We start from the raw sequence: 14,775 nt of genomic DNA, 5'->3' as shown, positions 1-14,775 counted from the left end.
CATAGTTACGCAGATAGTTACCAGAATCACTGTTGTCGTATGGCAGACAAAGCGACGAATCAACCTCAGCGTCGCTACACGTATCAACAGTTTTAACTAGAACCATCATCGTTCCAAGAACGGGTTTCGACGCTAAAGCTAACATTGCTATTTTACGCATTTTTGGTAATTCCTTACTTTATCGAATAGCACTATTCGATTCAGTGCAGGTAATATAGCCCCACGGCTGCAAACTAGCGTCAGAGCATGTAAAAGAACGTAAAGTCATGGAATAGCAAAATTTGTTATCGTATTTTGCTCTCGGAGGAAGAATGAATGCATAAGATATTATTAGTTGATGATGACCGCGAACTGACAGCTTTATTGAAAGAACTACTAGAGATGGAAGGGTTCAATGTGGTTATCGCCCATGATGGTGAACAGGCATTACAATTTATTGACTCTTCAATTGACCTTCTTCTGCTGGATATTATGATGCCGCGCAAAAATGGCATTGAAACCCTGAAAGAGCTGCGTCAATATCATCAGACTCCCGTTATTATGTTAACAGCGAGAGGAAGCGACCTAGATCGTGTTCTGGGGCTAGAACTGGGTGCAGATGATTACTTACCCAAACCATTTAACGATCGCGAACTGGTAGCCCGTATACGAGCGATCCTACGTCGTTCCAACTGGAGTGAACAACAAGCCGACAACAGTACACCTATACTGGAAATAGATAAGCTACAACTCAACCCAGGGCGTCAGGAAGCCAATTTTGACGGCGATATTCTGGATTTAACTGGTACAGAATTCACACTTCTCTATTTGTTAGCTCAACATATTGGGCAAGTTGTTTCTCGTGAGCATTTGAGTCAAGAAGTATTAGGGAAACGACTAACACCTTTTGACAGAGCCATAGATATGCATATTTCTAACCTTCGACGTAAATTACCTAACCGGACTGATGAATTACCCTGGTTCAAAACACTACGTGGGCGCGGATACTTAATGGTTTCAGAGAAATGATTAATAGCTTAACAGCGCGCATATTTGCAATTTTCTGGCTGACACTGGCACTTGTTCTGATGGTGGCACTGATGGTGCCTAAGCTGGATTCCCGGCAATTAACTCCGCTATTAGATAGTGAGTACCATCAGGGAAATCAGTTAGCCAGGCATATTGAAGCAGAATTAACCCGACATCCCCCCAGTGATCTGTTCTGGTGGTTAAGGCTGGATCGCGCCATAGTCAAATGGGTGCCACCGGACCAACGATTATTTCTCGCAACCGGAGAAGGACGCGTTATCAGTACTGAGAAACGCGATACGCAACTCGTACGCAATTTTATGGGACAATCAGATAACTCCGATCACCCTAAAAAGAAAAAATATGGTCGTGTCGAAATAATGGGGCCATTTTCAATACGAGATGGTGAAGATTACTATCACCTCTACCTTCTTCGCCCGACAAGCAGCCCACAATCAGACTTTATCAATCTGATGTTTGATCGCCCTCTTCTGTTACCAGCTGCGACCATGCTCATCAGCGCACCACTGCTCTTATGGCTTGCATGGAGTTTGGCAAGACCCGCGCGTAAACTAAAAAACGCAGCAGATCAGGTAGCAAAAGGAAATTTAAAACAACATCCAGAGCTGGAATCAGGCCCACAGGAATTTCTAGCAGCCGGCAGCAGCTTTAACCAAATGATTAGCGCACTAGAAAGGATGGTAACCGCTCAGCAACGCCTCATCTCAGACATTTCCCATGAATTACGCACCCCCCTTACCCGTTTACAGCTCGCCACAGCATTATTGCGCCGCCGTCACGGAGAAAGTAAAGAACTGGAGCGAATTGAAACAGAAGCACAGTTACTGGATAGCATGATTAACGACCTACTGGTACTTTCCCGTAACCAGCATAAGAACGAACTACTGCGCGAAAACATCAAGGCTAACAAGATCTGGAATGACATACTGGAAAATGCCAAATTTGAAGTCGAGCAGATGAACAAAACTCTGGATATCGTTTCACCGCCCGGTCCTTGGATTATCTACTGCAACCCGGCAGTACTCGGCAGTGCACTGGAAAACATCGTCCGCAATGCCGTCCGCTACTCCAGAAGCCATATTGCTGTTGCATTTAAAGCTGATAACCATGGCGTAACGATTACCGTTGATGACGATGGTCCGGGAGTTAGTCCTGAAGACCGTGAACACATCTTCCGACCTTTTTATCGTACGGATGAAGCGAGGGACAGGGAATCAGGGGGAACTGGCTTAGGGCTGGCGATAGTAGAGACTGCCGTGGAGCAGCATCGGGGTTGGGTTAAGGCAGAGGATAGCCCTTTAGGTGGGTTAAGATTGGTAATTTGGCTGCCGTTGCATGGGAGATAGATAGTGGCCTGACTAAAATATAGCTAATAACAGCATGTAATAATTAAAGAAAAAAGATTATTATACTTGACCTTGAGGCGTTGAGAGTCTACCCTCGTCGCGGCTTAACACAAATTGCTAATATGACTACTATTATTAAGAAATAAAATCCTTTTATATTAATAAGATGAATTTTTTAACTTCCAAAATAATAGGCACTCTGGGAGCCATAACCTAGTGCGGTAGCTTTAGCTATAAATGATAAGATGGCTGAACACTATATGCCCTATAATTTATAATAAAAAGATCAATACTCACTCCCCCTGAGTTCAAGATCATCACATAATTAATTTAGCATCATACATATTAGCAAAATAGATCTATGGCGCCCGCTTCCAAAATTGAGTTTTCATTTATATTCCATCTTTGATGATTTAATTTTATTGAAGCTTTTTACTCATATTTAACTCTAACCATTGCAATATCTCAACGTTTCCTATAATTTTTCAAAATCAGATAAATATAGCAATTAGTGGTCATAACATATCTAATTGAAGGCTATTTTAATTTTGCTAGGGCGTGTTGACGTTTGCTCGAAAGGAATTGAGGGCATGATAATCTGATTCCTTATTTTCGCCAAAAAACTCGTCACCCGAACTTTCATACCACGACCTATATTATCAGATCCTGTGTGGAATAAGCCATTTGTCTTCATACAACAAAATCTGTTTGTCTACCATAAAAAAACCATCGCCTCATCATGGAAAGTATCCTTTTTCGAATAAGAACTGGGATCCTCTGGCGGGAACTGCCTTCTGAATCTAGGAAATGGAATACGGTCTTTAAGCGTTTTAATGAGTGGTCAAATGAAGGGATTTTTATTAATTATTCAACTAATTAGCGAAAGACTCTGATACTAAGTAGTTGTTTATTGATGGCAGTATTGTCCGCGCTCATCAGCACAGTTTAGGTGCGGCCTCAAAGGAGGGATTATGTGGTTTAAGTCCGTAAGTAGTAGTAGATGTACTGACAGGTAGTACCGACTCTCTGTGAAACTGACAAATGGCTCAGTCTCTCAAGACTGTTGAAATAATGAAGACAGAGTGAGGATTTCCATCAGGACTCTTTGAAGCCGAATATATGTGTGCGACTACTTTTGTCAGAAAAATATTTCATCGACTTGAATTAGGTCGGTGTCCATAAGTTATTTGGATAGTGTTGTCATGAGACATTTCGTTCAATAATAGCCCTCCATCATAAGAATCGATTGACCATTAGTACACCATTGCCACGATATTCAGATCGCTCCAGAGTCTGCTTAAACTTCATTTGCCAAGACGTAAAAGCACTTGAGGACGTGTAGCTGAAGATAATCGACGTTTTATCAAAAGGGTGTTTTGGATTTTGAAGAAAGAAAACGGAAAGAATAATATGAACACACTAGTTTCAACTTTCTCTGTTACACCCACCCTCAAGCCAAAACTAATTAAAAACACCAAACGCAATAGCTATTGATCAGCTTTAAAGCCCAGTGAGCAAAATAGCACGGGGTGTAAAAGAGTTCAAAAATCGTAAAGTTAATATTGAAGATTAGAATGTGGACAAAGTCACAGTCTACCTGAACCCTGCAATAACTATGTGGTTGAATTATTATAGTCAATTTTGTCATTGAGAATCGTACAAATCCTACAGATTATTCCTATAATGCAAATATACTATAAATATTAAAAGTTTCATTATTCATTAAAGTCAAATTCATCGATTATCAAATAATTTCAAAATTTTATTATACTACAAATAACTTTAAATCGAATCTTTATGAAAACTCTTTTTAAACTACAAGCAAAGTAACAAGAAGATTAATCTATAGTTATATAAAAAGGCGATAACAAATGAAACTACTTAAAGGAGCTAGCATTTATTTAGTATCTAATATTTTAAACGCTGCAATCCCATTTTTACTTCTTCCTATACTTACACGCTATTTATCCCATGAAGAATATGGACAAATAGCAATATTTCAAACAATTTTAACAGGAATAAATACATTTATTGGGTTAAACACTATTGAAGCTACAACACGTAAATATTTTGATACAAATAAAAATGATAATTTACTAAGAGAATTTAATGGTAGTTGCTTACAAATATTATTTATTAGCAGCCTTATGATAATCATATTAGCACTATTTTTTAAAGGAAATTTAGACTTTTTTTCAATTCCTGCAAATTGGATAATAACAGCAGTAATAATCAGCATATTCAACTTTATAATATCACTAAGATTAGTACAATGGCAAATACGAAACAAAGCGAAATCATTTGGAATATTGCAATTAACAAACAGCTTAGTCAATATGTCATTAACCCTTGTACTAGCTATATATATGAAACAAGGGGCACAGGGAAGAATAGATGCCCAGCTAATAACTTCTTTAACCATTGCATCTATTTCATTACTATTAATTTATCGAGATAACTTAGTAACTATAATTTCATGGAACTGGCTGAATATAAAAGAAGCTTTAAAATTTGGTCTTCCATTATTACCACATAATATTGGTGTTTTTATAATTAGCTCTATCGATAGATTTTTCATCACACAAAAATTAGGAATCGCTGAAACTGGTATTTATATGGTGGCTGTACAGTTAAGTTCTTCGCTAGCTATAGTATTTAATTCTTTATATCAAGCTTATATACCCTGGTTATTTGAAAGATTAAAAAGAAATAATCAAAATGAGAAAAAAACAATTGTAAAAAATACTTATATCTATTTTATTTTATTAATTATTGCTGCAGCATTATCTTTCATAACTGGACCATTTTTTGTTATTTTAATAGCGGGAGAAAAATATAGTTCAGTTAGCAATATAATTGGCTGGCTATGTCTGGGACAAATTTTTGGTGGTATGTATTTAATCATGTCTGGGTATATTTATTACTCCAAGAAAACCAGCAATTTTGCATTTATCACTTTATTTTCAGGATCAATAAATATTATATTACTTTATTTATTTATAGATAGCTTTGGATTGCTTGGAGCTGCTGTTTCTTACGCCATAACCAAATTCATACAATTTATAATCGTATTTTTAATCTCTAAAAAAATTACCGATATGCCTTGGGGAAAAATATTCCAATCATAAAACTAGATATATATAGCTTATTTTAAAAACAGTCCACATCTATAATTAGATATATTACCATTATAGTAAAACACGCTCCTAATGAAAAATTTTTTGTTATTTATTCAGGGAAATTAATATATCATGTTGGTATGGAAAAAATCAGATGAAAACAACGTGATAATTTATAAAAATTCGCTACTTTCACTACCTAATTACCACACTAAAGGAATTGTAACAACGAAAAAATATTAATGAAAAATAATATTAATGATATACATATAATACCTATTATATGTATATCACCAAATTTTCTATTAAAGATAGGCTAAACTATAATTGTTTTCATACTTCAATAGTAATCGCTCAATTCATGCTCCTTACAAAAAAGGACAGTAAAAATATGAAAAAAACAAATATAAAAGTCATGAAGTTAATAATAAAAATTCTTAAGTTCATATTCAATAAGGGAAAAGTCCAAGAAAGACTAGATAAATTAGGATATATAATTAATAAATTAGAGTTAAAAAATAAAAATGTTCATATAGGTATAAATACCATAATATACAACACTGAATTTTCATATAGTAGTAAAGGTGATCACTTTTATATAGGTAATAATTGCACAATTACAGGTGCAACTTTATTAGGTCATGATGCCTCTCCTTGTTTATTCATTCCAGATTTAGTCATAAAAAAAGATGTATGGCTATCAGGATCTAGATTATCGTATAGAGACCCAATTTATATTGGGGATAATGTGTTCGTTGGTGTCGGTGCAATAATATTACCAGGAATAAAAGTAGGGAATAATGTAATAATAGCTGCAGGTAGTGTAGTTACATCTAATATCGAAGACAATAGCGTATACGCAGGAAACCCTGCAAGAAAAATAAAATCAATTGGAGAATACATAAATAAATATGAAAAACTCTACAAGGAAAATAAAGATAAGTTCTAAAAAAACACATTCTTTAACGAATTTTATAGTATATATTTATGCTATCATAGCTCCTCTATCAACAACTTTTTTAGACCGTTATAATCTAGTATTAATAGCCATTATATTTTCAATAGTGTTCTTCATAAAGTTAATTAAATCACCCAATTACAAAATTAATAAAGTAGCAGCTTACTTTATTTTTTTATATTTGATGATATTCATATTTAGTTCATTTGGTCAAATTTATTCCATATATAAAATCACTGATAATGGATACGTTATCAGTGTTATTTCGAGAATATTAACTATATCCACTTGTATAATTACAATATTACTCATTTCTGATTGGGCTGAAAAACAAAACACTAATAATTTATTGTTTTTTTTAAAGGCATCTTTCTTTTCTACATTAATTTTTGCTGCATTTGGAATTTATCAAATAATTGCTTATAAATACAATTTACCATTTTTAGAAACGCGATCTAATGTATATGGGGCTAGTCACGAAATACAGAGTCAATTAAATTTTCGTTTAACCTCTATTACTAGAGAGCCAAACTTTTATGCTCCCATACTATTAGAATCAATATTGATATCGATTGTGGTTTTGAATAAGAGATTGTTTTTTTTATTTTTATCTCTATCACTATACTTGATCTTTAGAACCTATTCTACAGGTGTATATATTCATACTGCAATAATATTTGCATTATTTTTTATATTTATTGAAATAAACAAAGTATACAAATTACTAATACTAATACTAATACTAATACTAATATATGCATTTACAATAAATGAACTAAATACTGACTTTTATTTTTACTTTATAGAAAAGCTAAATAGTGAAAAGAATGGTGAATCATTCAGAGTGTTTGTATATTTAACTGTTTTAAACTCCATTATTGATTCAAATATAATTAACATCTTATTTGGTCATGGAGTAAACTCCTTACAAAACTTTAGTGATATAACAGGAATGAAAAGCTTAACTAATGTGAGCGCATCTAATAATTTATTTTTAGATGTATTATGGGAGTCAGGTATATTAGGTATTATAACATTTTTTATTGGAATGTTTTTTATAGGAAAAACTATTTATTCAAAAAAATATTACTTAAAAAAATGCAAATATAGATATATTTCATTCATGCTCTTCTTAAGTGTTCTTGTTACATCTCTTTATCGTTCGGAATATACGACAACTCATTTTTCCTGGGTCTTTTGTAACATAATCATACTTTATATAATAGCAAAGAAAAATAGTAGAAAAAACATGAGAAAATAATGTCATGAAATTAGATATGCTTTATTCAACCCATGATGATGGTATATATTCTCTTTTAGAAAAAGTTCCTGAATATCATCCTAGAACTAATATAATTATCATTCACCAAATAATAAATGAAAAAAATTACGATGATATATCATATAAATTAGAAAATAGAAATGACATAGATTATTATAAACTAAAATCAAAAGGTGTAACAAAAAGTAGAAATCTAGCGATAAAGAAATCTAAAAATGACATTATTTTATTTTGTGATGACGATACATCCTATAAAGACGGATTTCAAGATTTTATCTTGAGGCAATATGAGACTAATGAAGACATAGATTTCATCACATTTTCATATAGCCAAAAAAATAAAATATTACCAAAATTCTCCAAAATTAAATTCAAGCATAATATTAAGACTATATTAAGTGTTGGAACCATCGAAATAACATGCAAGAGTAATATACTTAAAGAAAAGAAATTATTTTTTCCAGAAGATATGGGCGCGGGAGAAAAATATTTCTTATGTGACGAACCTGTTTTTTTATCTAGATTATTAAAAGATAAACTAAAAGGCATTTATATACCATACATAATATGTGAACATCCCGATGAATCAAGCGGTTCAATTTTCAATCATCGCAATGCATACGCTTCAAGATTACTATGCTTTATTCGTATTTTTGGCTTTTCTTTAGGTCGAATATTATACTTATTTTTCATAATAAAAAACATAAATAAATTTAATTCATTAAAGAATTTTAATCTCGCCATTTCAGTATTTTTCTCAAACTTAAGATGAAAACTAAGGATAAAATTTGAATTTTATATTTAAAAAAATCGGAATTACATTTACGGACAAATGGAACTCATCCGATATAGCATTTACCGATTTATTCAAAGCCACATCTTATAAAGGTGGTTATACTACTCCCCCTTATTCATACCTACTATTTAAAGAAAAAAAGAGAAGTATTAGAAATAATCTACAAGATGATATAGAAATAATATGGAAGGGTTTAAAAAAAAACACGAGAAATGAAATAAATAAAATTTCCCAACAGAACCCTAGTTTTGAATTAAATAAAATACCTGAAGAAAATTTCATCATTTTTTATAATAAATTTGTTGAGGATAAAAAATTAAACCTTCCATTAATGTCAAAAGAACGACTAAGAAAATATAAGGATAATATTACTTATACTTCTACAACATTAAATAATAATTGGTGTTCAATTCATGTCTATTTATGTATAGGCGATTACGTAGAATTATTATACTCCATTACCAACTCAGAAATGGAATATAAAATAACTGGGATGATTAATCGATTCCATCATTGGAATGATTTTAAATTTCTCAAAGAAAATAAATTTAACACTTATGATTGGGGTGGAATTGCTTTCGGTGAACTTGATGGGATATCAAAATTTAAATTCTCCTTTGGAGGATATGAAACTATCTATCCTATATATTATTCACCATTGTATTTTATTACATTGTTTTTTAAGAGGATAATAAAAAATGAGAAAAATAATTAATGCTGATGATTTCGGGTATTCAATCCAAACAAATATAGCAATCGTTGAGTGTTTTAAAAGAAATATCATCAACAGCGCAACGCTAATGGCTAACATGCCAGGAACTGAACAAGCTATTGCACTAACAAAACAGCACAATTTATCTGTTGGTATTCATCTGAATCTTAACGATGGAATTCCGATAAATAGAGACATATTAAATATAAAAAAATTATCAAATGGTAATGAATTTGACTTTAAAATACGTAGAAATTCCATTTTTTTAGAAAAAAACATTTCAAATAATATTTATAAAGAGTTTAAGCTTCAGGTGGAATTTTTAATTTCAAATGGCATTAAAATAACTCATATTGATTCCCATCACCATATACATACAATCTTTCCGATATTTCAGATTGTTAGACATATTGCAAAAGAATATAATCTAATGGTTAGAATCCCAAGAACCTCAGGAACCAGTAACTTCATAAATAAACTATATAAAAAAACCATACAAAAAATCATGGAAAGGGAAAAACTTTCTCTCACTAAATATTTTATAAACTATGATGAATACATTTCTGATGAGCTTACCAAAGATAACACTGAAATAATGGTTCATCCTATTGCTATCAATAATAAAGCAATCTGTTCAACAACAAATATTTTTTTATGTGACATTAATTAAATTATGAAAGTACTTTTAGTTAACACATCCTTTTTCCCTTGTATCGGAGGGGTGGAAAATTCCCTTCGTAGTATTTGTAATATATTGGTTATTGATGGTCACTCTGTCGATATAATTGCAAGTGACTGCAATCAATTTAAACGAACTGAAAAATCATTTAATTCCAACATAACTAGATATCGACAACATAAATATGGATTTTTCTTTATATCTCTTCTCAAGACTTTATTAAAAAAAGATCTTAATTCATATGATATCATTATTTCTAGACACACAATAACAACGTTTGCCTTGCTATTATTAGGAGTAAAAAAGACTCTGTTTATCGTGCCTGGAGTTCATTTTTATCAAAACAAAAAAGACAATGAGACTATACTTGGAAAAATAAAATTTAAATTAAATTTATTATTAGAAAAATATGTTTTTATAAAGACAGATAATTTATTCGTTTTTAGCGAAACAATGAAAAACCAAGTTTCTATTTATAGAAAGAGAAAAGAGGTTTTAACGTTGAATCCTGGTGTCGATAATACCAGGTTCCATAAAATAGCTAATCCTGAAAAAATTAATTTAAGGAAAAATCTACAACTACCTATTAATAAAAAAATTATCTTTTCATTAGGTAGATTGGTTGATGTGAAAAATTTTGAAACTCTAATTAAAGCAGTTTCTCTAATGCCCAATAACTACTATTTAGTTATAGTTGGAGACGGACCAGAGAAAGAAAATTTATATAAATTAATTCATGAGCTAAATATAAGAGATAAAGTGTCATTAATTAGCTCCACCCAATCACCAGAAAAATATTATTCTATTGCTGATATATTTTGCTTACCATCTACATATGAACCATTTGGTCAAGTTCTGTTAGAAGCAACGTTTAGTGAATTACCTATAGTTGCGATTAAATCTGATGCTAAAGGTATAGATACGGCAACTTCTAGCATTTATAGAGATTATCATTCATTAATTACATACTCTGATTCCAACTCTCCAATAGGGTTATCGGACGCATTAATAAAAGCATCTTCGACAATTTTTTCTATTTCTGAACTAGAAAAATTCAAATCTGTATATTCTTGGAATTCCATGGTAAAAGAATTAATCAATCATAACAAAATTCAACATTGAAGAAAACGTAAGCATTACATTACTAATAGGGTAATATTTCATTTTCACTATCCTGTACAAGAAAATATATAATTTATTAATTATTTATCCTTTTGCTATAAAATGGAATTATTTTTTGTTAAAATATTCCTCAGTGTTACCTAAATAATATATAAGAAATATACTGCTTCAGGTAGATTACATAGACGTACCAATGTTGAAATAGATTTCATAGTCCTTAAAAAGATATAGAGAATTAAATAAAAAATGAAAAAAAGTGATGATGATATAATAGTTTCCATTATTATGCCAAGCTATAACTCTTCCTTGTTTATTGAAAAATCAATAGAGTCTGTTCTAAAACAAACCTTTCCTTATTGGGAGTTATTAATTACTGATGATTGTTCAACAGATCATACTTACGATATAATTTCGAAATATGCATTATATCATCCAAGAATTAGAGTTTTTAAAAATGAAAAAAACCTTGGAGCTGGATTCGCAAGAAACAATTGTATAAAAAATGCAAAAGGTCGCTTTATCGCTTTTCTAGACAGCGACGATCTATGGCATCCTGTTAAATTAGAAAGACAGATTTCTTTTATGAAAGAAAAAAAGTGTGCTCTTTCTTATAGTTATTATCAAAAAATAGATGAAAATAATAAACTAAAAAGTACAATAAAAGCACCAAAATTTACAAACAGCAAAAAATTGTTATTTACCAATGTAATTGGATGTTTGACCGCTATATATGATACCAACCAAGTTGGAAAAGTGTATATGCCATTAATACGAAAAAGACAGGACATGGCTCTTTGGATAAAAATCATGGATATCTCTGGAAATGCTTATGCTATTCCAGAAGTATTAGCTTATTATAGAATATCAAGCAAAAGCTTATCAGGAAATAAATATAAAGCTGCAAAATCACAATGGAATTTATATCGAAATACATTAAATTTAGGATTACTAAATTCATTAGTTTATTTTATTTCATATGCTATTTTTGGGTTTGTTAAGAAGTTTAAATAGAGGATATAAAAAATGGACATAACTATATCAGGAGTAGGGTACGTAGGTTTATCCAATGGAATTCTATTAGCTCAAAACCATAATGTTATTGCTTTAGATATTGATCAAGAGAAAGTGTCTCTTCTAAACAAAAAGAAACTACCAATTTATGACAAAGAAATACAAGAATACATAAATAAGAAAAATCTAACATTTTCTGCAACAACGGATAAAAAATTTGCTTATAGTAACGCTAAATTTGTAATAATTGCAACCCCCACTGATTATGATCCTAAAACTAACTATTTCAATACAAAATCAGTCGAATCTGTTATTGAAGATGTTTTAATTTATAACCCTGATGCAGTAATGATTATTAAATCAACTATTCCTGTTGGCTTTACTAAAAGAATGAGAGATAAATATAATACAAATAATATTATTTTTTCTCCTGAATTTCTTAGAGAAGGACGAGCTCTATATGATAATTTATACCCATCAAGAATCGTGATTGGAGAAAAATCTGAAAGAGCAAAACTATTTTCAGATCTCCTACTTGAAGGAGCCATAAAAAAAGATACACCTGTTATTTTTACCGACTCAACAGAAGCAGAAGCTATAAAATTATTTTCAAATACATATTTAGCTATGAGAGTAGCATATTTTAATGAACTTGATAGTTATTCAGAAACCCACGAATTGAATACAAAACAAATTATAGAAGGTGTTTGTTTAGACCCGAGAATAGGTAACCATTATAATAACCCATCATTTGGTTATGGAGGCTATTGCTTACCAAAGGATACTAAGCAGTTACTTGCAAACTACCAAAATGTCCCAAATAATATCATCAAAGCAATTGTAGATGCTAATCGAACAAGAAAAGATTTTATTGCTGATTCTATTATCAGCAAAAACCCCAAAATTGTAGGCGTTTATCGTTTAATAATGAAAACAGGATCTGATAATTTTAGAGCGTCATCAATACAAGGTATTATGAAAAGGATTAAATCAAAAGGAATTGAAGTTGTTATATATGAACCAGAAATGACTGAAGATTATTTTTTCAATTCTAGAGTTATTCGCAATTTACAAAACTTCAAATCCATTTCAGATATAATTATATCCAACCGTATGTCTGATTCACTCAGCGATGTAAACGGAAAAGTTTATACTCGTGATTTATTTGGACAAGACTAATAGTCATATTGCAGAAAAAACTGTGATCATTAATAAAATTTATGCAAAAAAATTAGCACATGTATATCATTAGAAACATTACTCATGATATCAATTCATTGAATTGACTATACTCGATAAACTTCAAGTTACAACGGGTAATATAAGAAAAATCCTTATATTTCACCGCATTGCGGGGATATATAACACGCACATTGAAGTTGAATTAGTATATATTACGTCTAATTGGAAGACATTCAGGTTGCAAAGATTAATATAGCCCTGTCTATTCAGGATTGATATCTTTCTATCAGTCGCTTTATGATTAAACGTGACCATCTAAACAGTCACGTTTAATCAAGAATAGCAATTACACAAAATACTAAAAAAGATTACTCTAACATCTGCAACGCTCATAGCGTGCAGGAATGATAAAAGCTAGACCAGCAAATTTTATCAGTGACACATACCATTAAATTTTTGGTGTAACTGGGCAATAGAAGACACTTTACCTTTTCTGAGGATTAGAACACGCAGTTCGATATTTCTCACACTTTGAATAAATCCACACCTAAAAGCCATCTATTGCAAAGAAATGTCACTGAAAAATTATATTAACTGCTGTTTTATAGCGATAACCGCAACAGGCTTTATCCGTGTTTCTGGTCTTAGTTTGGCGACAATTATTAGATCGTAAATGAAGCATTTTTGCTATATAAAATAAATAGCTACTACTTAATATCCTGTATATTTTAAAATATAACTATACTAATCATAGAAGAATCTATGCTTCCTCCAAGAATTGATTAAGGTAGATAAAAATATTTAAAAACTTACTACTTGTATAGTATATAATAGTAGTACTTTTTAGAAAGTTTACAAACATGAATATGATAGGAAAATTATGTACTCCCCCCAAAATAATGTAAAGAGACTAGAAATACTGGATTGTTTCATTGAAATAAAGATGAAAAAAATATGGATTACATTATTTAATCATTTGCTTGAAAGGCCAATTTCACTTGTAGAACAGGCAAGAAATAGAGTTTCATCTTTTGTTTTTCGGTAATTAAATATGGTCATGATATTTTTCAATATAGGTACCAATAAGTTCTTCATAAATTTCTATTGAGTGAGAATAACAATTAGCTCGGTCATAATGAAAAGTTGTTATCCGAACTTAAAGAACAACAGCAGCGTTTGAAAACATTGGATAAACGCCTTGAGCAACTCAAGGTCGTACTGCCAATAGTTAAATTGTTTCTGAAAGATAGTATTCACGCTCAATGAACGTACCTACCACTTTGTCATGTATTTCTTCGGATTTGGAGTAGCCAATCGTTTTCCAATTTAGCCGTTTGATGCTAAATAGCTTTTCAAAATGGTAGGCGAATCAAAGAAACTCAGTCCTATTTTTGCGAACTTTTTAATCGCAAAACCAAAAAAACACAAAAAGGAAGGACTGAGTTATGGCCATCGTACCACCAATTCCGCGCAATGAGCGGCGTCAAATGAGAAAAATTGTCCAAAAAACGGCAGATAAAAACTATGCTCGCCGGATTA

At 31.3% G+C, this 14,775-nt stretch carries 11 protein-coding genes and 2 pseudogenes; 12 read left to right on the top strand and 1 reads right to left on the bottom strand.

What is annotated here, in order from left to right:
* Positions 1–315 precede the first annotated feature (315 nt).
* The 12 genes and pseudogenes from cpxR (at position 316) to AACS92_RS10795 (ending at position 13,233) form a co-directional block, all read left to right on the top strand.
* Positions 316–1,008 carry an envelope stress response regulator transcription factor CpxR gene (gene cpxR / locus AACS92_RS10850; protein WP_099111228.1) on the top strand — a complete coding sequence of 231 codons (693 nt, stop codon included), beginning with the start codon at positions 316–318 and terminating at the stop codon, positions 1,006–1,008.
* Positions 1,005–2,375 carry an envelope stress sensor histidine kinase CpxA gene (gene cpxA / locus AACS92_RS10845; protein WP_099111227.1) on the top strand — a complete coding sequence of 457 codons (1,371 nt, stop codon included), beginning with the start codon at positions 1,005–1,007 and terminating at the stop codon, positions 2,373–2,375. Before cpxR ends, cpxA begins: the two co-directional genes overlap by 4 nt.
* Positions 2,376–3,016: 641 nt before the next feature.
* A pseudogene (locus tag AACS92_RS10840) lies at positions 3,017–3,341 on the top strand (transposase); the annotation flags it as partial.
* 905 nt (positions 3,342–4,246) lie between these two features.
* On the top strand, positions 4,247–5,503 hold the full coding sequence (locus tag AACS92_RS10835) for a lipopolysaccharide biosynthesis protein (RefSeq protein ID WP_099111225.1): 1,257 nt from the start codon (positions 4,247–4,249) through the stop codon (positions 5,501–5,503).
* A gap of 382 nt (positions 5,504–5,885) precedes the next feature.
* Entirely contained in the window at positions 5,886–6,443 is a 558-nt protein-coding gene (locus AACS92_RS10830) for an acyltransferase (RefSeq protein ID WP_241537995.1), read from the top strand.
* A complete protein-coding gene (locus AACS92_RS10825) occupies positions 6,406–7,713 on the top strand; it encodes an O-antigen ligase family protein (protein WP_099111224.1) in 1,308 nt (435 codons plus the stop codon). The genes AACS92_RS10830 and AACS92_RS10825 overlap by 38 nt, the downstream gene beginning before the upstream one ends.
* Positions 7,714–7,717: 4 nt before the next feature.
* Positions 7,718–8,506, top strand: a complete 789-nt coding sequence (locus AACS92_RS10820; protein ID WP_099111223.1) for a glycosyltransferase family A protein — start codon at positions 7,718–7,720, stop codon at positions 8,504–8,506.
* 16 nt (positions 8,507–8,522) lie between these two features.
* Positions 8,523–9,245, top strand: coding sequence for a hypothetical protein (locus AACS92_RS10815; protein WP_099111222.1), 723 nt, complete (start codon positions 8,523–8,525; stop codon positions 9,243–9,245).
* Positions 9,229–9,912, top strand: a complete 684-nt coding sequence (locus AACS92_RS10810) for a ChbG/HpnK family deacetylase (protein WP_099111221.1) — start codon at positions 9,229–9,231, stop codon at positions 9,910–9,912. Before AACS92_RS10815 ends, AACS92_RS10810 begins: the two co-directional genes overlap by 17 nt.
* A gap of 3 nt (positions 9,913–9,915) precedes the next feature.
* On the top strand, positions 9,916–11,043 hold the full coding sequence (locus AACS92_RS10805) for a glycosyltransferase (protein WP_099111220.1): 1,128 nt from the start codon (positions 9,916–9,918) through the stop codon (positions 11,041–11,043).
* Between the two features lie 246 nt (positions 11,044–11,289).
* Complete coding sequence (locus tag AACS92_RS10800) at positions 11,290–12,054, top strand: glycosyltransferase family 2 protein (protein ID WP_099111219.1); 765 nt, start codon at positions 11,290–11,292, stop codon at positions 12,052–12,054.
* A 12-nt stretch (positions 12,055–12,066) separates the two neighbouring features.
* Positions 12,067–13,233, top strand: a complete 1,167-nt coding sequence (locus tag AACS92_RS10795) for a nucleotide sugar dehydrogenase (protein ID WP_099111218.1) — start codon at positions 12,067–12,069, stop codon at positions 13,231–13,233.
* 1,231 nt (positions 13,234–14,464) lie between these two features.
* Here the strand turns inward: AACS92_RS10795 and AACS92_RS10790 are convergent.
* Positions 14,465–14,575: pseudogene (locus AACS92_RS10790) on the bottom strand (IS1 family transposase); the annotation flags it as partial.
* Between the last annotated feature and the right edge of the window lie 200 nt (positions 14,576–14,775).

The organism is Xenorhabdus sp. KJ12.1 (genome assembly GCF_963876495.1).
In the GTDB taxonomy this organism is placed as follows: domain Bacteria; phylum Pseudomonadota; class Gammaproteobacteria; order Enterobacterales; family Enterobacteriaceae; genus Xenorhabdus; species Xenorhabdus stockiae.
Note: the sequence above shows the minus strand (reverse complement) of the source record. Positions and strands in the feature narration are given on the sequence as shown.